Annotated in this window: 18 protein-coding genes and 1 pseudogene; 6 read left to right on the top strand and 13 right to left on the bottom strand. The window is 65.6% G+C overall.

Annotated elements, in window-relative coordinates; genetic code table 11:
• Positions 1-74: 74 nt before the first annotated feature.
• The 8 genes from AB7290_RS00425 to ubiE form a co-directional block, all read right to left on the bottom strand.
• A complete protein-coding gene (locus tag AB7290_RS00425; RefSeq protein WP_071908906.1) occupies positions 75-797 on the bottom strand; it encodes a nucleotidyltransferase family protein in 723 nt (240 codons plus the stop codon).
• 155 nt (positions 798-952) lie between these two features.
• The gene (locus tag AB7290_RS00420; RefSeq protein ID WP_014490931.1) at positions 953-1,270 is read right to left on the bottom strand and encodes a PilZ domain-containing protein; all 318 of its coding nucleotides are present in this window, start codon (positions 1,268-1,270) and stop codon (positions 953-955) included.
• A gap of 89 nt (positions 1,271-1,359) precedes the next feature.
• Positions 1,360-2,940: a tRNA (adenosine(37)-N6)-threonylcarbamoyltransferase complex ATPase subunit type 1 TsaE gene (gene tsaE, locus AB7290_RS00415; RefSeq protein ID WP_354077233.1), complete on the bottom strand. Its 1,581-nt coding sequence runs from the start codon at positions 2,938-2,940 to the stop codon at positions 1,360-1,362.
• Positions 2,937-5,441, bottom strand: a complete 2,505-nt coding sequence (locus AB7290_RS00410) for a sensor histidine kinase (RefSeq protein ID WP_063980160.1) — start codon at positions 5,439-5,441, stop codon at positions 2,937-2,939. The genes tsaE and AB7290_RS00410 overlap by 4 nt, the downstream gene beginning before the upstream one ends.
• A 190-nt stretch (positions 5,442-5,631) precedes the next feature.
• Positions 5,632-6,090 (bottom strand): dUTP diphosphatase, encoded by a 459-nt coding sequence (gene dut / locus AB7290_RS00405; protein WP_085405031.1) that lies wholly within the window; start codon positions 6,088-6,090, stop codon positions 5,632-5,634.
• Positions 6,087-7,538 (bottom strand): bifunctional phosphopantothenoylcysteine decarboxylase/phosphopantothenate--cysteine ligase CoaBC, encoded by a 1,452-nt coding sequence (coaBC, locus tag AB7290_RS00400; RefSeq protein ID WP_085405032.1) that lies wholly within the window; start codon positions 7,536-7,538, stop codon positions 6,087-6,089. Before coaBC ends, dut begins: the two co-directional genes overlap by 4 nt.
• 57 nt (positions 7,539-7,595) lie before the next feature.
• Positions 7,596-9,170: a 2-polyprenylphenol 6-hydroxylase gene (gene ubiB, locus AB7290_RS00395; protein WP_085405033.1), complete on the bottom strand. Its 1,575-nt coding sequence runs from the start codon at positions 9,168-9,170 to the stop codon at positions 7,596-7,598.
• Positions 9,167-9,928, bottom strand: coding sequence for a bifunctional demethylmenaquinone methyltransferase/2-methoxy-6-polyprenyl-1,4-benzoquinol methylase UbiE (gene ubiE, locus AB7290_RS00390; RefSeq protein ID WP_085405034.1), 762 nt, complete (start codon positions 9,926-9,928; stop codon positions 9,167-9,169). The genes ubiB and ubiE overlap by 4 nt, the downstream gene beginning before the upstream one ends.
• Before the next feature lie 81 nt (positions 9,929-10,009).
• On the opposite strand from ubiE, the gene mutM reads away from it, so the two are divergent.
• A complete protein-coding gene (gene mutM / locus AB7290_RS00385) occupies positions 10,010-10,909 on the top strand; it encodes a bifunctional DNA-formamidopyrimidine glycosylase/DNA-(apurinic or apyrimidinic site) lyase (protein WP_028149815.1) in 900 nt (299 codons plus the stop codon).
• A gap of 273 nt (positions 10,910-11,182) precedes the next feature.
• Here mutM and AB7290_RS00380 read toward each other — a convergent pair whose 3' ends face one another.
• Positions 11,183-11,926 (bottom strand): ParA family protein, encoded by a 744-nt coding sequence (locus AB7290_RS00380; RefSeq protein WP_085405035.1) that lies wholly within the window; start codon positions 11,924-11,926, stop codon positions 11,183-11,185.
• 244 nt (positions 11,927-12,170) lie between these two features.
• Between AB7290_RS00380 and ggt the strand changes: the two genes are divergently transcribed.
• Together ggt and AB7290_RS00370 are read left to right on the top strand one after the other, a co-directional pair.
• Entirely contained in the window at positions 12,171-13,850 is a 1,680-nt protein-coding gene (ggt, locus tag AB7290_RS00375; protein WP_354077240.1) for a gamma-glutamyltransferase, read from the top strand.
• A gap of 372 nt (positions 13,851-14,222) precedes the next feature.
• Positions 14,223-15,191 carry a sensor histidine kinase gene (locus AB7290_RS00370; protein ID WP_245344268.1) on the top strand — a complete coding sequence of 323 codons (969 nt, stop codon included), beginning with the start codon at positions 14,223-14,225 and terminating at the stop codon, positions 15,189-15,191.
• 87 nt (positions 15,192-15,278) lie between these two features.
• Here the strand turns inward: AB7290_RS00370 and AB7290_RS00365 are convergent, their stop codons facing one another.
• On the bottom strand, positions 15,279-16,637 hold the full coding sequence (locus AB7290_RS00365; RefSeq protein WP_085405038.1) for a serine protease: 1,359 nt from the start codon (positions 16,635-16,637) through the stop codon (positions 15,279-15,281).
• A 126-nt stretch (positions 16,638-16,763) separates the two neighbouring features.
• On the opposite strand from AB7290_RS00365, the gene AB7290_RS00360 reads away from it, so the two are divergent.
• Positions 16,764-17,567: a HesA/MoeB/ThiF family protein gene (locus AB7290_RS00360; protein WP_039155124.1), complete on the top strand. Its 804-nt coding sequence runs from the start codon at positions 16,764-16,766 to the stop codon at positions 17,565-17,567.
• A gap of 9 nt (positions 17,568-17,576) precedes the next feature.
• Here AB7290_RS00360 and AB7290_RS00355 read toward each other — a convergent pair whose 3' ends face one another.
• Entirely contained in the window at positions 17,577-18,584 is a 1,008-nt protein-coding gene (locus tag AB7290_RS00355) for an aldo/keto reductase (protein ID WP_085405039.1), read from the bottom strand.
• A gap of 120 nt (positions 18,585-18,704) precedes the next feature.
• Between AB7290_RS00355 and AB7290_RS00350 the strand changes: the two are divergent.
• Positions 18,705-19,617: pseudogene (locus AB7290_RS00350) on the top strand (LysR family transcriptional regulator).
• Positions 19,618-19,753: 136 nt separating this feature from the next.
• On the opposite strand, the gene AB7290_RS00345 reads toward AB7290_RS00350, so the two are convergent.
• Entirely contained in the window at positions 19,754-20,755 is a 1,002-nt protein-coding gene (locus AB7290_RS00345; protein ID WP_028149823.1) for a 2-hydroxyacid dehydrogenase, read from the bottom strand.
• Between the two features lie 312 nt (positions 20,756-21,067).
• Between AB7290_RS00345 and AB7290_RS00340 the strand changes: the two genes are divergently transcribed.
• On the top strand, positions 21,068-21,598 hold the full coding sequence (locus tag AB7290_RS00340; protein ID WP_085405040.1) for an SH3 domain-containing protein: 531 nt from the start codon (positions 21,068-21,070) through the stop codon (positions 21,596-21,598).
• Between the two features lie 182 nt (positions 21,599-21,780).
• Here AB7290_RS00340 and irrA read toward each other — a convergent pair whose 3' ends face one another.
• A complete protein-coding gene (irrA, locus tag AB7290_RS00335; protein ID WP_063980150.1) occupies positions 21,781-22,272 on the bottom strand; it encodes an iron response transcriptional regulator IrrA in 492 nt (163 codons plus the stop codon).
• Positions 22,273-22,470: the final 198 nt, after the last annotated feature.

Raw genomic sequence — 22,470 nt, 5'->3', positions numbered from 1 at the left:
TTTGTGAGCTTGCCGGGTCCCGGCTCTGCGGAGCGGCACTTCGCGCCGCACCGCGTCCGGGACACGAGAGCGGCTTACGCCACGCTCTCCAGAAATGCCTCTTCCGCCGCATGCACGGCATCGGGCGTGCCGACATGCATCCAGACGCCGTCGAGGCGGAGGCCGAACAGCCGCTCCTGCTCGTTGGCGCGGTCGAACATCTTGGTCAGCGAGAACTCGCCCTGCGGTGCGTTGGCGAAGATCGAGGGCGACAGGATCGCAGCGCCGGCATAGACGAACGGAACGACCTCTTTTTCCTTGCGCTTGCGCAGGGCGCCGTCGGGCAGCATGCCGTAATCGCCACGGCCGCTATAGCCGATGCTGGTCGCGGTCGGCGCCATCAAGAGCAGGATGTCCATGCGCTCAGGGTCGAAGTTTTCCGCAAGCCGCGCCAGGTTCGAGCGCACGCCGTCGATCCACAGCGTGTCGGAATTGACATGGAAGAACGGCGCGTCACCGAGCAGCGGCAGCGCCTTGACCACACCACCGCCGGTGCCGAGCACCTGGTCGCGCTCGTCCGAGATGGTCACGCGCGGATGCTGGCGGGATGCGGTGTGGTTGATGATCTGGTCCGGCAGATAGTGCACATTGACGATCGCCTCGGTCACGCCGGCGTCGCCGAGCTTGTCGAGCACATGATCCAGCAGCGGCTGGCCCGCCACCGGCACGAGCGGCTTCGGCATCTTCTCCGTCAACGGACGCATGCGCAGCCCGAACCCCGCAGCGAGCACCATGGCTTTGGTCGGTTTGACGGACATCGTTCGCTTTCTCAGACTCGTCTTTCCCGGAATCCTGGACTTGAGAACTTTTGAAGTTCGCGTACGCAGCAATCCTAACACGGACCGCAATTGGCCGCACCGCGTCTTAACCGCCTTAACCACCTGCCGTGACGGTTGTACGACGGGTGTGGCCGTCACGCCCCAACGGATGTGGAACGCGCCTTCTTCTTCTTGTCGCCGAGCTTGAGAAAATTGACGCCGATCTGGTCGCCGTTGACCCACGCCAGCTCACAGCGACGGTACGCAAGTCCGGTGGACGACAGCAGGAGAAAAAATTCCTTCAGATGCAGGCCCTCGACCGAGCCGTCGATGGTCAGCTTGGCGCCGCTCTCGGAGACGTCCTCCATGGTGCACTCGCGCCGCCAGGTGCCGTCGATCCCCATCATCTGGGCCGGTATCCCGCGCTCGAAAACAACCCGGCTGTTGCCACGATGGTCCGTCTTGACCGCCATCTGCCCTTGCTCCAGCCCCGTCCTTGTCCGGCTGCCTGCGGGCGATCATACCGATGCGATGGCTAACAGGCGGTAAATCGGGCTGCGAATCAGGCTTGGGGCTGATTTTGGGGCTGCTCTTGAGGCTGCTCTTCGGACGGCTCTTGGGACGCCCCCCGGGGCGGCGGGACGTTGGCGAGATACCAGTCGCGCAGGTGAGCCAGCGCGGGATGTGCCAGCGAGCGCTGGAGGTAGGTCCAGATCCGCGGCTGGTGGCGCAGATAATGCGGCTTACCGTCGCGGCGGTTGAGGCGGGCGAAGGTGCCGAGCAGGCGCGTGTTCCGCTGCGCCGACATGATGGCGTAGAGCTCGGCGAAGCCGGCCGGATCGAAGCTCGCATCGGCCGTGCGCCGCGCCTTGATGTAGCGCGACAGCAGTGTCAGCTCGAGGGTCTCAGGGACGTCGATACGCGCGTCCTGCAGCAGCGACACTACGTCATAGGAGCGCGGCCCGAGCACGGTGTCCTGGAAGTCGATCACGCCGACGCGCGCCATGCCAGTACGATCGGCGAGCCAGATCAGATTGGGCGAGTGGTAGTCGCGGATGATCCAGGTTTTTGGCGCGGCCAGCGGCGTCTTCAGCAGCTCGCGCCACATCGCGAAGAATTCCGCGCGCTTCTCGTCGCTCAGCGGCGCGTTGCGATCGGGCAGATACCATTCCGGCATCAACCCGATCTCGATCAGCAGCGCCTCGGTGTCGAAGGCAGGAATGGTGTAGGTCTGATCCGCCAGCCGCAGCGTCTCCGGCAATGTCTTGCTGTGCAGCACGGCCAGCACGTCGGTCGCAGCTTCGTAACGTTCGGCGATCGGGCGCGGCGGATCGCCTTCGATCACGCCGTCGCTGCCGAAATCCTCGGAGATCAGGAAGCCGTGGTCGAGATCGTAATGGTGGATCGCGGGCGCTGAGACTCCCGCCACGCGCAGGCCTTCGTCGACGGCAACGAACGGCTTGATGTTCTCGGCAAGATGCACCGCCGCGCTGTAGGATTTTCCGTTGTACATCGCAGCGCCGTCAGGCCGCTGCGGAAAGTTCATGAGGATGACGATCTCGTCGTTACGCAGCAGCCGCGCATAGGAGCGGGTCGAGGCATCGCCGGCCATGTGCTTGCGCGTTGCATCCATGTAGCCGGATGCCTCGAGGAATTCCCGCAGCGCCTTCAGCCGCGCGACTTGCGCGGCGGCCTTGCCGTAACCTGTGATGTCGGCGGCGCGTGCATTCGAGCCCAGCGCCGGCCGGTGCGTCAGTGCGATGTCGATGCGGTCTTCCGGCATCGCCGACGGCGCGCGTTCCGGCCATTCGATCAGGACGAGCGTGGCATCGGGAAGCGGCGACAGGCCGATCTCCTCGAGCTCGCTCTCGTCTTCGACGCGGTAGAGATCGGCATGCACCACCGGAAACGGCGGCAGCTCGTAACCCTGCACCAGCGTGAAGGTCGGGCTCGGGACTTCCAGCGTCTCGTCGCCGGCGAGATAGCGGATCATGGCGCGCGCAGCCGCAGTCTTGCCGGCACCGAGATCGCCGGTGAGGGTGATGACATCGCCGGGGCCGACCAGCAGCGCGAGGTCGGCCATCAATTGCGCAGTGGCCGTCTCGTTGACAAGCGCGACGGAGAATGTGGTCGGTTCAGTCATTCGGCGGCGTCGCGATGCGCCGCCTGGTCGGTCGGGAAGTCACAGATCACGACCGTGCCCCTGCCCACGATCGAATCCACCCGCACCTTGCCGCCATGCAGCTCGACGAAGGAGCGCACCAGCGACAGGCCGAGTCCGGCGCCGCGGTGACGCGACCCCTGCGAGCGGCTTTCGAACCAGTTGAACACCTTGTCCTTCATGTCGGCAGGTATTCCAGGCCCGGAATCTGTCACAGTGAAGACCACGCTGCGTTCGGTGCGGCGTGCGCTGATGCCGACGGTGGAATCCTGTGGAGAAAACCCGACGGCGTTGGCGAGGAGGTTATAGAGCACCTGCACCACGCGCTTCTCGTCGCCGACGAAGCTGCCGATATCGGGCGCGATCTCGACCTTGAGGCGGATGCGGTCGGTGGCGAGGCGGTCCTGGATACCCTCGGCGGCGAGCTCGATGGCCTTGCTGACGTCGACCGGGCCGAGTTCCAGCTTCATGGCGCCGGCGTCGATCGTGGCGAGATCCAGGATGTTGTTGGTCAGCGCCAGCAGGGCGTTGGTCGATTTGGTGACGTAGTCGAGATATTCGGCCTGTTTCGGCGTCAGCGGCCCGGTCGAGGGATCGCTGAGGAAATGCGCGAAGCCGATGATGGTGGTGAGCGGCGAGCGCAGCTCGTAGGAGACGTGGTGGACGAAATCCACCTTCATCTGGTCGGCAGCCTCAAGCGCCTCGTTGCGCTCGCGCAGCGCACGCTCGACATTCTCGGTGTCGGTGATGTCCTGGAACGTCAGCATGGTCGCGCCGTCATGCAGCGGACGGATCATGCCGTCGAGCACGCTGCCGTCCTTGCGCTCCAGCTTCAGCGGCACGTCGGCGCGGCTCTCGATCGAGGTGACGGCCTCGCGGATCTGCCGCCAGACTTGCGGGTCGTCGAACAGCTGATGGCACCAGCCTTCGACCGTCTGGATGTGCGGCTCGTCGCGCATGGCGTCGCTCGACAGCTTCCACATCCGGACGAAGGCCGGGTTGAACAGCTGCGCCCTGCCGTTGCTGCCGAACACCGCGACGCCCTCGGCGAGGCTGTCCAGCGTCTCGCGCTGGACGCGGATCATGCCGTCGAAGCGGCGGGCGAGCTCGAGGCTTTCGGTGACGTCGTCGAACAGATAGGTGACGCCGCCTTCCGGATTCGGCGTGGTGACGACGGAGAGCGCGCGGCCGTCGGGCAGGTACCAGGTGTCCTTGGCGGCCTCGACCGCGCGATAGGCCTCGTGCAGCTTGGCCTTCCAGGCGCGGAAGTCCGGCTGCTCCGGCAGCTTGCGCGCTGCGCGGAGTTGGTCGAGCACGCTGGAATCGTCGGGATTGGCGTCGAGGAAGATGCGGTCGAGGTCCCACAGCCGGCGGTAGGAATCGTTGTAGAAGGCGAGCCGTCGCTGGCCGTCGAACACGGCAACGCCTGAGGAGAGCTGGTCGAGCGTGCGCCGATGCGCCTCCGCCATCCGCACCAGCGCCGAGCTCAGCGCATCCGCCTCGCTGGCATCGATGGCGACGCCGACATTGCCGCTGCCGACATTGACCGCGCGGACGTCGTAGATGCGCCGCTCGCCGCCGATCACGATCGGCAGTCGCGAGGTGAAGCTGGCCGCGTCCTTCAGGCCCCGCTCCATCGCGGTCCGGTCGGCACTGTCGAGCAGCTCGAGCTTGCGCTGCTGGGCGTCGGTGACGCTGCTTGCCTCGGTCGCGCGCACATAGGCCGGATTGGCGTAGGACAGCGCGCCGTTCTCGGCCTTGGCCCAGATCGGCCAGGGTGCGGCGGCGGCAAAGCCGCGCAGCATCTCGGTCTCGTCGGCGAGGGCCTTGTAACGCAGATTGGTCTCGGCCAGATCGCGCCGGAGCCCGGAGAGTTCGCGAATCCTGACGATGGCCTGGCCGCCGATGGCGCGGCCGATGGCCTCCAGCGTGTGGCCGTGCGCGGTGGTCAGCGTCAGCTGGAACCCGTCGCCACGGTCACGCAGCGCATCGACCGCGTGATCCATTTGAAGCGCGGGTTCCGGCGGCAGCCATGTTCCGAACGCGAGGACGCGCTGGGGCGAGGAATCGCGCGGCAGCACCATGGAGATGTCGCCGGAAATCTGCGCGCGGTTGTCGCCGGCCGGCCAGGAGATCAGGATCTGCGGCTCGGCGAACAGCAACGCGCCGAAGCGGTCGGACTGGAGTTGCAGTTCCCCGATGCGTGCGCGCAGCCGCGCCTCGTTGTTCGCCGTGCGCACGCGCGTGCGCATCAACAGGATCGCGGCCACGACCGAGAAGCCGAGCAGCGCGAGCGCGGTGGCCAGCACCGCGAGTTCCTGCCGGTTGAAGTCCAGCATTATGGAAAGTGTGTCGACGAGGTCGGCAGCCTCAGCCGGCGCAGCCGGCAGCAGCGCCGCGAGAGCGCCTCCCAACAAGCCGTTGCGCGCCAACGATGTGCACGACAGCAGCGTCCGACGCATCGACACGATCACGCCTGACATAGTTGCCCCAGATCGCACGAATTTGCGCGCGGCGACCCCCGTCGCGCGCGAATCAAACGACAATACCCCCACCGTGACTCCAGCGGTAAGAGTCCAGATCGTGAACGCAAAGGCGGTCCCACAAAAATGCCGGGCGCGCTGTTCCAATCCACCTAGTTCTTCGGGATGATTCGGCTGGAGTTGCCGTGTGTTAGCGGCCGGTCGAGCCGAAGCCGCCGGCGCCGCGATCGGTCGCGGACAATGTCGCCACGGGAACCAGCGCGGCCTGCACCACCGGCGCGATCACCATCTGCGCGATACGCTCGCCGCGCTTGACCACGAAGGGCGCCGCGCCGTGGTTGATCAGGATCACCTTGATCTCGCCGCGATAGTCCGCATCGATCGTGCCGGGCGAGTTCAGCACGGTGACGCCGTGCTTGGCGGCAAGGCCCGAGCGTGGCCGCACCTGCGCCTCGTGGCCGGGCGGCAGCGCGATCGCGAGGCCCGTCGGCACCAGCGCATATTGGCCGGCGGCGAGCGTCATCGGCTCGCTGTCGGGAACTGCGGCCATCAGGTCGAGGCCGGCGGCTTCGGAGGTCTGGTAGGCCGGCAGAGGAAGGCCTTCGGCGTGGGCCAGTTGCTGCAGTTCGACCGTGACTTTCGTGCTCAAGATGCCGGCTCCCGGGATTTGTCGGTCACGCTCTTGACGACATGCGCGACCAGCTCGATAGCGACCTGTTCCTTGGTCATCACCGGCCAGGAATCAACTGCGATCTCGCCGTCCTCCTCACCATTCTTGCGACTGATCAGATGCACGGTGTTGCGGTCGCCGCCCATCACGCCGGTTGCCGGCGAGACGTCATTGGCGACAATCCAGTCGCAGCCCTTTCGGGCCAGCTTGGACTTGGCGTTGTCGATGAGGTGCTCGGTCTCGGCGGCAAAGCCGATCACCAGCGGCGGGCGCCGGTCGGTCAGCTTCGAGATCGTGGCGAGGATGTCGGGATTCTCGACCAGCTGAAGCGGCCGCATGCCGGCCGAGGTCTTCTTCAGCTTCTGCTCGCCCTCACTGGCGACCCGCCAGTCGGCGACCGCGGCCGCGAAGATCGCGATGTCGGCCGGAAGCGCCGCCTGCACCTGCTCCAGCATCTGCCGGGCCGATTCCACGCGCTTCACCGTCACGCCCGGGGGATCGCCGAGATCGACCGGGCCGCTGACCAAAATCACCTCGGCGCCGGCAGCCTGCGCGGCGGCGGCGATGGCAAAGCCCTGCTTGCCGGAGGAGCGGTTGGCGATATAGCGCACCGGGTCGATCGGCTCGTGGGTGGGACCTGCGGTGATCAGCACGCGCTTGCCGGCGAGCGGGCGCGGCACCGGCGGCCGCAGCAGGCGCTCGGCGGCGGTGGCGATCTCGATCGCCTCGGACATACGGCCGATTCCGGCTTCGCCGGCCTCGGCCATTTCGCCGGAATTCGGGCCGATCAGCACTACGCCATCACGCTGAAGCTGCGTGACGTTGCGGCGGGTCGCCGCATTGTTCCACATCAGTGGGTTCATCGCCGGCGCCAGCAGGACCTTGCGGTTGGTCGCAAGCAGGATGGCGCTGGCGAGATCGTCGGCATGGCCATTGGCCATCTTCGCCAGGAGGTCGGCGGTCGCGGGCGCGACGACGATCAGGTCGCAGTCGCGCGCCAGGCGAATGTGCCCGGCGTCGAACTCGCTCTGGGGGTCGAACAGGTCAGTGTAGACACGCTCATGCGACAGCGCGCTGACGGCCAGCGGCGTGACGAATTGCTGCGCCGCCTTGGTCAATACGCAGCGGACCTCGATCCGGCGTTCCTTGAGCCGGCGGATCAGGTCGAGCGACTTATAGGCCGCGATGCCGCCGCCGATGATCAGGGTGACGCTGGCCTCGGGAAGGGCGCCGGTCCGTTGCGGCGTGGGGGCGGTGGACTGGGCCGGCGGCAACGCAAACGGCGTCAGCGGCTCCTCGCGGCCCTCGATCAGCTCCCCGAGGATGACCCGGACCTCTTCCTCGACCGACCTGCGGTTCCTGGCCGAGCGCAGGCGCAAATAGGTTTTGACGCCCTCGTCGAGCTTGCGGATGGTCAGGCTTGCCATGACGCCCCTCCAGCACGGAATGATAGCGATGCTATCGTTTCCGTGATTGCAGTGCAATCACAGATTCCGGACGGCGATCAGGATTCCGATGAAGGTGGCGGCAATGATCCAGAGCGCCACGGTGCGCCAGCGGTTCTTGCGGCCTTCGCTGCGCCCCATCGCGGCGATGCTCTCCGGCGACAGCCGGATGCCTTCCCGCGTCATGGTCTCGAGCTGCTCGAGCACCGCGACCGAGCGCTGCGCGATGTCGGGCAGGCGCATCAGCACGCGGGCGAGGTCGCTGCCGCCGGAGAGCGCGCCCTGCACCCGGCCGAGCGGGCCCAGATTGCGCTCGATCCATTCGCGCACCACGGGGTCGGCGACCTTCCAGATGTCGAGCTTGGGATCGAAGGCGCGCGCGACGCCCTCGACCACCACCATGGTCTTCTGCAGCAGGATCAGCTCGGGCCGCGTCGTCATGTCGAACAGACCGGTGACCTCGAGCAGCAGCGTCAGCAGCCGCGCCATCGAGATCTCTTCCGCCGTGCGGTTGTGAATGGGTTCACCGATGGCGCGGATCGCTTGCGCAAAGTTCTCGACCGAGTGGTGCGCCGGCACATAGCCCGCCTCGAAATGCACCTCGGCGACGCGGCGATAGTCGCGGGTGATGAAGCCGAGCAGGATCTCGGCGAGGAAGCGCCGCTCCTTCATCCCGAGCCGGCCCATGATGCCGAAATCGACCGCGACCAGACGGCCGGCGTCATCCAGGAACAGGTTGCCGGGATGCATGTCGGCGTGGAAGAAGCCGTCGCGCAGCGCGTGGCGCAGAAAACTCTGGATCACCTTGCGGCCGAGATCGGGCAGGTCGACCTGCGCCTCTGCCAGGCGCTTGTGATCGTTCAGCGCGATGCCGTCGATCCACTCCATCGTCAGCACGTTGTGCGTGGTGCGATCCCAGTCGACGGTCGGCACGCGAAAATCAGGATCGTCGCCCGTGTTCTCCGCCATCTCCGACATTGCAGCCGCTTCCAGCCGCAGGTCCATCTCCATCGCGACCGAGCGCGACATGGTGTTGATGACTTCGATCAGGCGCAAACGCCGCGCCTCGCTCGAATAGGTCTCGGCCTTGTGCGCGACGTAGAAGAAATCGGAGAGATCGCGGCGGAATCGCGAGGCCACGTTGGGCCGCAGCACTTTTACGGCGACCGGCTTGCGGATGCCGTCGCGCAAGACTTCGCCGCGATGCACCTGCGCGATCGAGGCTGCCGCGACCGGCGGGCCGAGGCTCGCGAACACGTCCTTGAGCGGACGCTCCAGCGAGCTCGCGATCGCGGCTTCCGCTTCGGCTTGCGAAAACGGCGGCAAGCGATCCTGGAGGCTTTCCAGATCACGCGCCATGACGACGCCGACGACGTCGGGACGCGTGGCCAGAAACTGCCCGAGCTTGAGATAGGCTGGGCCCATCCGGGTCAGCGCGCGCGTCAGCCGTGGTCCGTGCTTTGGACCGCGCCGTTCGACGAGGCGCGCGAGCTTCAGCGCGAGTTGCCCTGGCGGCGGCACCAGGGTCGGATCGACGGAACCGAACACGCCCTCGCGCGCAAACACGAACGCGGCGCGGATCAGGCGCGAAATGTGGGTAATGGAAGAAATCACAAACGCCAGCCCGAATGCAGTGCGACGATGCCGCCGGACAATGTCTGCCAGCTGACGCGGGCGAAGCCGGCGTCGCGGATCATGTCGGCGAAGGCGTTGGGTTTCGGAAACTTGCGGATCGATTCGACGAGATACTGGTAGGACTCGGCGTCGCCCGTGACCATGCGGCCGAGCGGCGGGATCACCTTGAACGAGAACAGGTCATAGATCCGGTCGAGCCCAGGCATCTCGACGGTGGAGAATTCCAGGCACAGGAAGCGGCTGCCGGGCTTCAGCACGCGATAGGCCTCGCGCAGCGCCAGGTCGATCCGCGGCACATTGCGAATGCCGAAAGCGATCGTATATGCGTCAAAGCTGCGGTCGGCGAAGGCGAGCGCTTCGGCATTGCCCTCGACGAAATCGACCTGGGTCTCGAGATGCCGCTTCGCGGCACGCTCGCGGCCCACGGCCAGCATCTCGGCGTTGATGTCGCACACCGTGGCATGGAAGCCGGGACCTGCCGCCTTGGCAGCGCGGAACGAGATGTCGCCGGTGCCGCCGGCAACGTCGAGCAGCGCGAACGGCCGGTCACCCCGCGGCGGGTTGAGCGCGGTGATCATGATGTCCTTCCAGACCCGGTGCAGGCCACCGGACATCAGGTCGTTCATCAAGTCATAGCGCGACGCCACGCTGTGAAACACATCGTTCACCAGCGTCTGCTTGTCCCCCAGGGGAACGTCCCTGAAGCCAAAATGCGTGGTTTCGCCCGGCCGATCCATTACTCTACTCCACTGGGCGGACCATAGCGCGGCCGCCGCAATGGCGCTATCACACCGCCCTCATAAGGTGAATGCCTGACCATGCCTGAATTGCCCGAAGTCGAGACCGTCCGCCGCGGCCTTCAGCCCGTCATGGAGGGTGCGAAAATCCTCGTCGCAGAGGCCCGCAGGCCGGATCTGCGCTTTCCCTTCCAGCCCGATTTCGTGGCCCGGCTCCAGGGGCAGGTCGTCACGGGGCTTGGCCGCCGTGCAAAATATCTCATGGCCGATCTCGCCTCCGGCGACGTGCTGCTGATGCATCTGGGCATGTCGGGCTCGTTCCGCGTCATCAAGCCGGACAACGAGGCCGCGCCGGGCGAGTTTCACTACCCGCGTGGCAAGGACTCCACGCACGACCACGTGCTGTTTCGGATGTCCTCCGGCGCCGACATCGTGTTCAACGACCCGCGCCGCTTCGGTTACATGAAAGTGATCGCGCGCAACGCGCTTGAGGACGAGCCACTGCTGCGCGACCTCGGTCCCGAGCCGCTCGGCAACGAATTCGATGCTGCGATGCTGGCGCGGTCGTGCGAGGGCAAGACGACGAGCCTGAAGGCCGCGCTGCTCGACCAGCGCGTGGTCGCCGGGCTCGGCAACATCTATGTCTGCGAAGCGCTGCATCGCTCGCATCTGTCACCGCGCCGCATTGCCGCGACACTCGCGACCAAGGGTCGCAAGGGCGTCGGCGGCGGCGAGCCGACCGATCATGCGAAGCGGTTGGTGAGTGCCATTCACACCGTGCTGAACGACGCGATCAAGGCCGGCGGCTCCAGCTTGCGCGACCATCGCCAGACCTCGGGCGAACTCGGCTATTTCCAGCACTCCTTCAAGGTCTATGACCGCGAGGGCGAGACCTGCAAGACGCCAGGGTGCGGCGGCACCGTGAAGCGATTCACCCAGAACGGGCGCTCCACCTTCTGGTGTCAGAAATGTCAGAAGTGAAGATCGGGCCTGCCGCCGATAGGCCGTGAGTCTCGGCGAAGGCGACGACCCCACCACGCCGTCATTGCGAGCGCAGCGAAGCAATCCAGAATCCCTCCGCGGAAAGACTCTGGATTGCTTCGCTGCGCTCGCAATGACGAAGAGGATGGTTGCTCGCCTGAAAAAACGCGAAGCGAAGCAATCCGGCCGGGCTGGTGGCCGGATTGATTCGTCGCTTGGGCTCTTCAACCGGATAAGTGAAGAGGCCGCCTGTCGTCCGAGCGATCGCCCCGCTCAGGACGCCAGTGTCGTGGTCTCGTCCGCCGCGTGTTCGGCGGCGACGTGCAGCATCCCGTCCGCGACCGAGATGACCTGGTCGATCAGGACGTTGGTCGTGGCTTCGAGCTCGAGACGGGTCTCGATCCAGCGCCAGAGGCCGCGGATCTCGTCCGCCGACTTGCCGTTCGGCGCGAATTCGCTGACGGCGAGGCCGCTCGCGAGCGAGTCCTGGTGGTCGTTGCGCATCACGATCAGCGGGCGCGCGAGCACCTCGGCGAGATCGAGCGCGGCTTCCTCGGCGAGCGTGTTGGCGGCGTTGTCGATGCGCTGGCCGCGGATCGGCGCCTGGTTCAGCACGAAGCCGTAGGGCCGCTTCCAGGCGCGCGCGACGCTCAGCGTCGAGACGGTCGCCTCGATGTCGGCAACGCTCGGGCGAGCCGGAATCAGGCAGAGGTCGGAATGGCGGATCGCGGCGGTGGTCGCGGCGCTGAGGCCGGCCGCGGTGTCGACGATCGCGAGCTGCAAGCCGCTGTCGGCCAGCATCTTCAGGCGCGGCGCGATGTCGGCCGCGTGATAGATCGGCTCGACGACGAGATCGTCAGCGTGGCGGCGACGCAGCCAGTTGGACAGGGTACCCTGGGGGTCGGTTTCGATCAGGCGGACGGTGAAGCCGGCCTGCTTGGCCGCCAGCGCGAGGCCGATGGCAAGCGTGCTCTTGCCACTGCCACCCTTTTGGGTGGCCAGTACGATCGTGTGCATGGAAAGTTGAATCCTTTGGAATGCTTGGGTCTGTGGGGTAACGCCACGCGAACGTGCATCGCTTCTCGATGCTGAGCTCTACTCGCTCAGGACGTGCCCTGCCCGATCCAAAGGGGACCGCGGATGTCCGAATCAACGCCAACGATGATGGCAGAATCGGGAATGCCAGCTAATCCGTACCAATACTGGACCCGTCATCGCCCGTATGATGTGCTTGCCGCCGTGAATAAAAGGGGCAGGCGGCATGGGCGGAAACTGGCGCGACCGGACGGCAACGACCTTTGAATGCCAGAAGATGCCGGCGGTCTCGAGCCGCGGCATGGTGGTCAGCAACCATCCACTGGCCTCCAGCGCCGGCGCCGAGATGCTGGCCGCGGGCGGCAACGCCATCGACGCCGCGATCGCGACCCTGTTCACGCTGACCGTGGTCGAGCCGATGATGGTCGGCATCATCGGCGGCGGTATGGCGCATATACGTCTGGCTGACGGCAGCCACCGCTTCATCGACGGCCAGAGCACCGTGCCTGCGGCGGTGCGTGACACCAGCTTTACCTCCGCGCCGGGCGCGGCGCATGACGTGTTCGACACCGTCGGCAACGAGAATCTCAACGGCCCGAAGGCGGTCGCCACGCCGGGCTCGCTGAAAGCCTGGTGCGAGACGCTGCGCCGCTTCGGCACCATGAGCCTCGCCGACGTCATGCAGCCCGCGATCAAGCATGCCGCGCGCGGCTATGCGGCGACGCCGTATTTGCACGAATGCATCAGCGAGAGCGCCGCCGAGATGCGCAAGGACAAGCCGATTGCGGCGATCTATTTGCCTGATGGCGAGCCGCTCAAGGTCGGCGAACGCGTGGTGCAGGCCGAATATGCCGCGACGCTCCGCACCATCGCCGACCACGGCGAGACCGCGTTCTACGAGGGGCCGCTTGGTGACATCCTCGTCGACTACATGGAGAAGGCTGGCGGCTTCATCCGCCGCAACGATCTCACCGGCTACAAGACCGTCGAACGGCAACCGATCCGCGCCGACTATCGCGGTTGGACCATCCTTGGCCCGCCGCCGCCCGCGGCCTCCGGCGTCCACATCGCGCAGATGCTGAACATTCTGGAGGGCTATGACATCGGAGATCTCGGCTTCGGCACGCCGGAGACGATCCACTATCTCGCCGAAGTTCTGAAGATCGCCTTCGCCGATCGCGCCGCGGCCAGCGGCGATCCGGATTATGTCGGCGTCCCCGTGGAGCGGCTGACGTCGAAGGCCTATGCCGAGGAACGCCGCCGTGCCATCGATCCGGCGCGGGCGCAGGCCTGGGGCGCCGGCGTCTCGCAACTCGAAGGCGCGCACACCACGCACATGACCGCGGCGGACGCGTTTGGTAACGTCGTCGCGACCACGCAGACCATCAACAATCTCTTTGGCGCCAAGATCATGATCCCGGGCCTGGGCGCCATCGCCAACAACTACATGAACCTGTTCGATCCGCGCCCCGGCCACGCGCTGTCACTGGCGCCGGGCAAGCGCGTCACCACCTCGATGTCGCCGATGATGGCGCTGCGCGACGGCAAGCTGCGCTATGCGCTCGGCCTGCCCGGGGGAAAACGCATCTTCCCCAGCGCGATGCAGGCGCTGGTCAATCTGATCGACCACGGCATGAGCCTGCAGGAAGCGGTCGAGGCGCCGCGCATCTGGACCGAAGGCAACGCGCTCGAAGTCGAGCAGAAGGTGCCGGAGGCCGTGCGCGCGAAGCTTGCGGTCCTCGGCCACAAGGTGCAGCCCGTCGCGACGGTGGCGGGCGGCATGAACGGCATTGCCTTCCACGACGACGGCACCATGACCGGCGCCGCCTGCTGGCGCGCGGACGGCACGCCGGTCGGGATCTCTGGAGGGCTTGCGCGCAGTGGTGTCAGATTCAGGTTGGGTTGACCGCGCATTCACAAGGACGGTGCGCTCGTACCTCTTGTCCAACTGACGTCGTCCAATCGCTGCAGGTGTCGCGACCGCAAATCCAGCGGTTCGCGGTTTTCGAACCTCCGCGGTATTTTTCGGTGCGAGGCAGATGTCGCCTATGCGGCCCGATCCGCGCAGATGACGGCAAAAGCTCGGCAATGTAGGGTGCGGAACACTGGCGGCAGGCTCGTCGATCAGCGTCTGAGTAAGGCTGTGCGTATGGGCGGCGATATAAGCGGCGACTTCCTGGCTGGCGGCGGCGAGATGGGCGCTTTGACGCGAGCGTTTGACTGGTCGAGTACATCCGTGGGCTCTCCGGAAACTTGGCCCCAAAGTCTTCGAGTTACAGTGCGGCTCGTTCTCACCTCGCGGCACCCGATGTTCATTTGGTGGGGACCAGAACTCATCCAGTTCTACAACGATGCATACCGGGAGACGATGGGGCCGGAAAGGCACCCAAGCGCTTTGGGGGCGCGCGGCCGTGAGTGTTGGGCTGAGATCTGGGACATCATTGGTCCCCAGATCGAGTACGTCATGTCGGGCAAGGGGGCGACCTGGAATGAGGACCAGCTGGTGCCGGTGACTCGTCACGGCCGCCGCGAGGACGTTTGGTGGACGTACAGCTTTGGTCCAATTGATCTTGAAGGCAAGGTGGGCGGCGTGCTTGTCGTCTGCAGGGATGTCACGTCCGAGCATATGGCAAGGGAAGCGCTGAACCTCATCAATGAGGAGCTGAAGCATCGCGTCAAGAACACGCTTGCAGTGTTGAGCGCGGTAGCTGCCCAGACATTTCGCGACCCGACGAGCAAAGCCGATCTCGAAAAGTACCAGGCACGGCTCGGCGCGTTTGGACGAGCGCAGGACCTGCTGACCGCATCAAATTGGGCGGCCGCGCCACTCCACGATGTGATCGGCACTGCTCTTGCACCTTATCGGACAGGCGAAGGCCGCTTCATCGTCTCGGGTCCTCCACTCGTCGTGAAATCTCGACAAGCGCTGGCTCTGTCATTGGCGCTCCACGAGCTCGCGACCAACGCTTCGAAGTACGGCGCTCTGACCGTAGCGGGAGGCTGCGTATCGATTACATGGTCAGCCGAGGCTCAGGATGGCGAGTCAAAATTTGTCTTTGTCTGGCAGGAGATTGGCGGTCCATCCGTATCGAAACCCGTCGGCACAGGCTTTGGCTCCAGGCTGATTTCCCGGGTGCTGAAGGACGATTTCAGCGGTTCCGTTGACGTTTCGTATGGCGCAGCCGGGCTTACATGCAGGCTGACCGCGCCCCTCGAAAATCTGGGACCTTCGCCAAAGAGCACGTGAGACCGTGCAGGAGCTGCGTGGCTCAACGGAGAGGCATTGCGTTCCGCACCGCGTCCGGGACACGAGAGAAGTGTTATTCTCTCTCGCCTACTTCCGCACGCAGATCACGCGGACGACGGCCGCCTTCGCATCCGTCGACGTGCCGTTCGCCGTGACATCGTTCGCCTTCAGGAAATTACGCACCGCTTCTGCAGACACCATCACCGCCTGCGACGCCGGCACCGATGTCGCGGGCCCCGCGACCATCGCCGGCTTCAACAGCGCGACGCCGGCGAACTTGCCGTCGCCGTCGATGGCCGGGCTGCCGGAGAAGCCGACCGCCGGAGGAGGGGAAAGCGCGGAATCGCTTGCTGTGACCGGCGCCAGCGCGCCCTTGAGGCTCGACACGCCCGCGGCTCCGCCCTGGCTCTGCGGATCGGCAATGCCGATGACGTCGACACTCGTCTTCGCTGTGCCGCCGGTGAGGCTGAGCGGCTTCAGGCCGCGCGCGCCGTAAATGTGCAGGAGTGCGAGATCGTGCTCCTTATCCTCGGCGAGACGGTCGGCGTTGCCATGGCCGGCAATGGTGATCGCGAGACAGCTATCGGTGACGAGGCGGTCCGTGACAATCGCGCCGTCGTCGCTGACGACGATGCCGGTGCCGTATTCGACGGTCTTGCGCGGCGGCGGCCCGGCCTGCGGTCCCGTCGGAAACGCATTGAACGCGCTCGACATCGCGATCACCACCGGCTCGACGGTATTCTCGGTCGCCTGGTCGTAGAGGATCGTCATGGTGCGGACTTCGTCGCCCTTAAAGGTGCCTCGCACGTAGAATTTCTTGAGGCCCTGCAATCCCGACAGTACGAAGAAGTCGGGCTTCACCACGGTGTAGTCGACCTTGCGCCCCGACGGCTCCTTCTCCAGCTCGGCGAGTTTCGCCGTGGTCGGGTTGGCTTCCTTGCGGCGGCTCAGCAGCACCTGCACCGTGCCGGTCGGCGAAGTCCATTTCGAGCCGTTGGCATCGGTCGCCTGCTGCGGCACCAATTTGCCGGGGATACCGAGCCGGGCGCCGCTGGTCGGCTCCATCACGATCTTCCAGCCGACGCTCTCCTGCTTCCGCCGCGCGATCTCGGCGAGCGCGGCGCGCTCCTGCGGATTGAGCACGCCGGTCGGCTTGCCGCCCTTGGCCTTCTGATACTCCTTGATCGCCTCGACCATGCGCGCGCTGACGTCGCCGGTGATGGCGCCGTTATATTGGCCGACCCAGGCGAGGTCGGACTGGAGCGACAGCCGTTCCGCCTGCGCCATCGCATCGGCCGTCGCTGACGGCGTCTGCAGTGCGGGAGGTCGGATCGGCACGGTCTGGACCGGCTTCGGCTTGGTGCCGGGGATCTCTGGCGCCGTCATCTGGGCGCTCGCGCCTGTGGCAGCCGCAAACATCAGTGTTGCCGCAAGCATCGATCTCATGACAAATCCAGCCAGCCCATTGAACGTGCTACCATTGAAGCACATCTCGTTGGTCGCGAACAATGTCGGGGTGGTTCAGGTGTTGCGCCGCCTCACCACGAGGGGCGAGAGGTACGAAGGACGACGATGCTGAGCCCGGACGAACTTGAACGCTATGCCCGGCATATCGTGCTGCGCGACGTCGGCGGGCCGGGCCAGGCTGCGCTGAAGCGGGCCTCCGTGCTGGTGATCGGCGCCGGCGGGCTCGGCGCGCCCGCGCTGATGTATCTGGCGGCCGCCGGCGTCGGCACGCTCGGCGTGGTCGATGACGACGTGGTCTCGCTGTCAAACCTCCAGCGCCAGGTGATCCATACGACGCCCGATATCGGCCGGCACAAGGTCGAGAGCGCGGCCGAGCGGATCTCCGCGCTCAATCCGCATGTCCGCTTCGTCGGCCATGCCACCTGGCTCAATGCCGATAATGCGCTGAGCATGATCGGAGACTACGATCTCGTGCTCGACGGCTCCGACAATTTCTCGACGCGTTATCTGGTCTCAGATGCCTGCTTCTTCGCGAAGCGGCCGCTGATCACGGCGGCGCTCGGTACGTTCGACGGCTCGCTCACCACCATCCGCGCGCATGAGAAGAACGAGCAGGGCGTGTTCAATCCGACCTATCGCTGCCTGTTTCCGGAAGCGCCGCCGCCCGGCACGGTGCCGGCCTGCGCGGAGGCCGGCGTCATGGGCGCGCTTGCGGGCGTGATGGGCTCGATGATGGCGCTGGAGGCGATCCGCGAGATCGTCGGCTTCGGCGACGGCCTCGTCGGCCGCCTTCTGATGATCGATGCGCGCGCGATGCGCTTCGAGACGCTGCGCTACGCGCGCGATCCGGCCAATCCGCTCAACGGCGATGGGCCTGTGATCACCGATCTCAGCGCCCATCGCACCTGATCGCCGCCGCTACCGCGTGGCTGGCTTCTCGCTGTCGAGATGCGCCATCTGCTCGGCCGCGTAGCGTGTGCCGGAAGCGATGTCGGGCGGAAATGCTTTTGCAAGCGCCGCAAGATGCGCCGGCGTCAGCGTTACCTTCGCCGCGCCGAGCGCTTCGGTGAGACGGTTGCGGGTGCGTGCGCCGACCAGCGGCACGATCTCCTTGCCTTGAGCCGCCACCCAGGCGATTGCGACCTGCGCCGGCGTTGCGCCGATCTCTGTGGCGATCGCCCGCAGGGATTCCACCAGCGCGAGATTGGCGTCGAGATTTGCGCCCTGGAAGCGCGGCGTCATCAGCCGGTAATCCCTGCCGGTCTTGCCGGAGTCCTTCGACCAATGGCCGCTGATCAGGCCGCGCGCCAGCACGCCGTAGGCCGTGATGCCGATGCCGAGCTCACGGCAGGTGTTGAGGATGTCGCGTTCGATGCCGCGCTCGATCAACGAATATTCGATCTGGAGATCGGCGATCGGATGCACGGCGTGCGCGCGGCGGATGGTGTCGGAGCCCACCTCGGACAGGCCGATATGCCTGATGTAGCCGGCCTTCACGAGATCGGCGAGGCCGCCGATCGTCTCCTCGATGGGAACGTTGGGATCGAGACGCGCCGGACGGTAGATGTCGATGTAATCGGTGCCGAGGCGCTGCAGCGAATAAGCCAGGAAGTTTTTGGTCGCGGCTGGCCTTGTGTCCATGCCGGAGAATTCGCCGGCGGGACCGCGCAGCGCGCCGAACTTCACGCTGATCTGCACCTTGTCGCGCGACACATCCTTCAGGGCCTCGCGCACCAGCATTTCATTGTGGCCCATGGCGTAGAAATCGCCGGTGTCCAGCAGTGTGATGCCGGCATCGAGCGCCGAACGGACCGTGGCGATGCTTTCGCCGCGGTCGGCGGGGCCATAGACCTCCGACATGCCCATGCAGCCGAGACCAAGGGCGGAGACGGTCGGGCCGGTTGAACCGAGTTTGCGCTGTTCCATGATGGTTCTCCTCGAAAAGGCGGCAGGCTGATTGTGCCGCGTGACGAGGCCAGATATGCGCCTGACCGATTAGGCCGATAAGCTGGACAATCCAGAATGGCTTGTTCATCATAACGAACAATGGCCGAGCCCGATCTGCGTGATCTCGACGTCTTCGTGGCGGTTGCCCGCACCCGCAATTTCCGGCGTGCGGCGATTGAAATTCGCGTGTCGGTGTCGAGCCTTAGCCAGCGGCTGCGGGACCTGGAGGAGCGCCTTGGCGTCCGCCTGATGAACCGCACCACCCGCAGCGTCGCACTGACCGAGGCGGGCGAGCTGCTGCTGTCCCGCATCGCTCCGGCGCTGCGACGTCGGCGATGCCCTGGATCAGGTCCGCGGCCTGCGCGAGGTGGCTTCGGGCCGCCTGCGCATCAACGCGCCGCCGCCGGCGGTGGACCTCGTGCTGGCGCCGATGGTCGGGCCGTTCCTTGCGACCTACCCGCAGGTCGATCTCGACGTCGTTTCCGAAAGCGGCTTCGTCGACATCGTCAGCGCCGGCTACGATGCCGGCGTGCGTTATGGCGAGCACCTCGCGCAGGACATGGTGGCGATCCCGCTGAGCGGTCAGCAGAGCTATGTCGTCGTCGCATCGCCTGCGTACATCGCGCGCCGCGGCACGCCGAAGCATCCGAAAGATCTGCTCGACCATGATTGCATCCGCGCCCGCTACTCGAGCGGTGTCATGCATGATCTGGAGTTCGAGAAGGCTGGCCAGATCGTGAAAGTCGATCCGCCGGCAAAGCTGATCTCGACCAACATGGGCCTTGCCATGCGGGCTGCGCTCGACGGCGCCGGCATCTGGGCGACGCTCGATGGCTACGTCCATGACGCAGTGACGTCCGGCGCGCTGGTCAGCTTGATGGAAGATTGGTGCGAGCCGTTTCCGGGCCCGTTCCTGTACTATCCGAGCCGGCGCCAGACGCCGCCCGCGCTACGCGCGTTCATCGATTTCGCCGCGGATTGGCGGAAGCGTAGGACGAGCGGAGACAGTTGATCCTCATGGTGAGGAGCGCGGAACGCGCGTCTCGAACCATGCAGGCCCGGCTCTCGCCCGCGGCCATCCTTCGAGACGCCGCTTCGCGGCTCCTCAGGATGAGGACGGAAGGCTTGTCACGCAGTCGGTTGGAAACTCAGAGCATGCTCGGCAGCACGCGATCCGGCGGCTTGTGCGCGTCGAGGAAGGTGCGGATGTTGATGATCACCTTCTCGCCCATCTCGACGCGGCCCTCGATCGTGGCCGAGCCCATATGCGGCAGCAGCGTCACCTTGCCGGCCTTGGCGAGCCGCACCAGCTTTGGATTGACCGCAGGCTCGTGCTCGTAGACGTCGAGGCCGGCGCCGCCGATCTCGCCGCCCTCGATCAGCTTGATCAGCGTGTCCTCGTCGGTCACCTCGCCGCGCGCGGTGTTGACGATGTAGGCGTCCTTGCGGATCAGCTTCAGCCGCCGCGCCGACAGCAGATGATAGGTCGCCGGCGTGTGCGGACAGTTCACCGAGATGATGTCCATCCGCGCCAGCATCTGGTCGAGGCTTTCCCAATAGGTCGCGCCAAGCTCTTCGGCGATCTTCGGCGCCACCGGGCGGCGGTTGTGGTAGTGGATCTGGAGCCCGAAGGCGCGGGCGCGGCGCGCGACCGCCTGGCCGATGCGGCCCATGCCGATGATGCCGAGACGCTTGCCGCCGATGCGGTGGCCGAGCATCCAGGTCGGCGACCAACCGGGCCAGGGCTTTCCTTCGGTCAGGATCGAGGCGCCTTCGATCATCCGCCGAGGTACGGCCAGGATCAGCGCCATGGTCATGTCGGCGGTGTCTTCGGTCAGAACCTTTGGCGTGTTGGTGACGGTGATGCCGCGGGCATGCGCGGCCTCGACGTCGATGTTGTCGACGCCGTTGCCGAAATTGGCGATCAGGCGGAGCTTGCAGTCGGGCTGGTTGACGATGTCGGCGGTGATGTGGTCGGTGACGGTCGGAACCAGCACGTCGGCGGTGCGCGCGGCCTCAGCGATCTGCTCGGCCGACATCGGTGTGTCCTCGAGATTGATCCGCGCGTCGAACAGCTCGCGCATCCGGGTCTCGATCGAGTCCGGCAGCTTGCGCGTTACCACCACGAGGGGCTTTTTCTTCACCGACATGTCATGCCCTCATGAGGCGCCGCAAGCCGCCTCTGTTACCAAAGGCCGGCCGTTGAGGCCTCATTAACCCGGTTGTTCGACACTGCCTTGGCCGTGTCGTCCCCGGCGCTTCCTTCAAGCTCTCCCGACATTTCCGACCGGAAAATCGGGGCAAACTGGTTGTTCAAGTGTCCGTCCTCTCTAGCAGAAGGCCGGGCCAAGACAAGAACCACGGGTTAAGGCGTCGGGAACACGGGAGATAGGCTTGCGCGGCAGGTTCGGAATTTGGGGTGAGGGCCCGGCGTGGCGGGGCCCTCGACAGGAGACGGGTTGATGGCGTTGGGGCGTTTTTGTTCGGTGATGGCGCTCGTTTGCACCTGGTTGAGCGCCTTGGTCAGCCCCGGGCATTCGGCGAAGGACAGCACCCCCCAGACCGCGAGCGGCCTGCCGGTGCCGCGTTATGTCAGCCTCAAATCGGATCACGTGAACGTCCGCGCCGGCCCGACCAAGGACAATGACGTGGCCTGGGTCTACACCCGCGCCGGCCTGCCGGTCGAAATCACCGCCGAGTTCGAGAACTGGCGCCGGGTGCGCGATTCCGAAGGCGCCGAGGGCTGGGTCTATCATTCGCTGTTGTCGGGCCGCCGTACCGCGGTCGTCACCATGAAGCACAAGGACGAGCTCGCGCCGATCTACGACCGGGCCGATCCTGACAGCGCGGTTGCGGCCAAGCTCCAGGCCGGCGTCGTCACGCAGGTCAAGAAGTGCACTGCAAACTGGTGTCGCGTCACCGGCAACGGCTTTGACGGCTGGATCCAGCAGGAGCGCCTCTGGGGCGTCTATTCGGACGAGCAGGTGAACTGACGGTCGGGCAGAAGAGCAAACTGTCGCCCCGACGTCATGCCCGGGCATAGCCGTCCGAAGGACGGCGTCGCTTCCGCTCGCCTATGTCCCGGGCATCCACGGACTTCTGCACCTAGCCCAAAAACGGGGATGGCCGGGACAAGCCCGGCCATGACGACAAATTCAGCAGCTTTGGATCGATCTCAGCGCTTCTTGCGCAGGCGCACGACCATGTCGATGCGCGCGATCTCGTAACCCTCGGGCACCTCCGGCATCTTGGACAGCGCCAGATGCGGATCCTCGATATCGACTAGCTCGTGGCTGTTCTCGAGGTAATAATGGTGGTGGGTGGTGACGTTGGTGTCGAAATAGGTCTTGGTACCGTCGACGCTGACCTGGCGCAGCAAGCCGGCATCGGTCAGCTGGTTCAGCGTGTTATAGACGGTCGCGAGCGACACCGGCACCTTGGCCAGCGTCGCCTCCTCGTAGAGCATTTCAGCCGTGAGGTGGCGAGCACCCTTGCCGAACAGGAGCCAGCCGAGCGCCATGCGCTGGCGCGTCGGACGAAGCCCCGCGGACTGGAGCATTTCGTTGACGTCGTGCCACGGGCAGCCGGTCAAGGCCGGCTGGCGGCCGGACAGGAGGGCGGCGGAATGGACGTCGTCGTCGTGATGGGGCGCGGGATTCTCGCTCATTTCCAGATTTCGGGCACGCGTGGACACTGCATCTATATGCAATATATGGACAGATAGATGCAGATGCAAGTTTCTCGCAACTAGAGAGGTTCTAATGAGAAGTGGAACCGGGCGAGCAGGTGGTCACTTTACCTTCATGAGATCGCTTTGCCACCCGAAATGCCTGTGTTAGAGAGCCCGCGGTTCCGCTTGGCCGAT

The sequence above is a fragment of the Bradyrhizobium sp. 613_E4_N2_2 genome (assembly GCF_052075995.1).
In the GTDB taxonomy this organism is placed as follows: Bacteria; Pseudomonadota; Alphaproteobacteria; order Rhizobiales; family Xanthobacteraceae; genus Bradyrhizobium; species Bradyrhizobium barranii.
This window is presented reverse-complemented; position numbering and strand designations above follow the sequence as displayed.

What these genes read in the sequence shown, in the direction of transcription:
- ubiE (WP_085405034.1), bottom strand. Translation starts at nt 9,928, where the DNA reads ATGGATCGGCCGGGCGAAACCACGCATTTTGGCTTCAGGGACGTTCCC.
- AB7290_RS00355 (WP_085405039.1), bottom strand. Translation starts at nt 18,584, where the DNA reads ATGGAACAGCGCAAACTCGGTTCAACCGGCCCGACCGTCTCCGCCCTT.
- irrA (WP_063980150.1), bottom strand. Translation starts at nt 22,272, where the DNA reads ATGAGCGAGAATCCCGCGCCCCATCACGACGACGACGTCCATTCCGCC.
- coaBC (WP_085405032.1), bottom strand. Translation starts at nt 7,538, where the DNA reads ATGGCAAGCCTGACCATCCGCAAGCTCGACGAGGGCGTCAAAACCTAT.
- AB7290_RS00340 (WP_085405040.1), top strand. Translation starts at nt 21,068, where the DNA reads ATGGCGTTGGGGCGTTTTTGTTCGGTGATGGCGCTCGTTTGCACCTGG.
- AB7290_RS00360 (WP_039155124.1), top strand. Translation starts at nt 16,764, where the DNA reads ATGCTGAGCCCGGACGAACTTGAACGCTATGCCCGGCATATCGTGCTG.
- tsaE (WP_354077233.1), bottom strand. Translation starts at nt 2,940, where the DNA reads ATGACTGAACCGACCACATTCTCCGTCGCGCTTGTCAACGAGACGGCC.
- AB7290_RS00380 (WP_085405035.1), bottom strand. Translation starts at nt 11,926, where the DNA reads ATGCACACGATCGTACTGGCCACCCAAAAGGGTGGCAGTGGCAAGAGC.
- AB7290_RS00365 (WP_085405038.1), bottom strand. Translation starts at nt 16,637, where the DNA reads ATGAGATCGATGCTTGCGGCAACACTGATGTTTGCGGCTGCCACAGGC.
- AB7290_RS00410 (WP_063980160.1), bottom strand. Translation starts at nt 5,441, where the DNA reads ATGTCAGGCGTGATCGTGTCGATGCGTCGGACGCTGCTGTCGTGCACA.
- AB7290_RS00345 (WP_028149823.1), bottom strand. Translation starts at nt 20,755, where the DNA reads ATGTCGGTGAAGAAAAAGCCCCTCGTGGTGGTAACGCGCAAGCTGCCG.
- AB7290_RS00425 (WP_071908906.1), bottom strand. Translation starts at nt 797, where the DNA reads ATGTCCGTCAAACCGACCAAAGCCATGGTGCTCGCTGCGGGGTTCGGG.
- AB7290_RS00420 (WP_014490931.1), bottom strand. Translation starts at nt 1,270, where the DNA reads ATGGCGGTCAAGACGGACCATCGTGGCAACAGCCGGGTTGTTTTCGAG.
- ggt (WP_354077240.1), top strand. Translation starts at nt 12,171, where the DNA reads ATGGGCGGAAACTGGCGCGACCGGACGGCAACGACCTTTGAATGCCAG.
- mutM (WP_028149815.1), top strand. Translation starts at nt 10,010, where the DNA reads ATGCCTGAATTGCCCGAAGTCGAGACCGTCCGCCGCGGCCTTCAGCCC.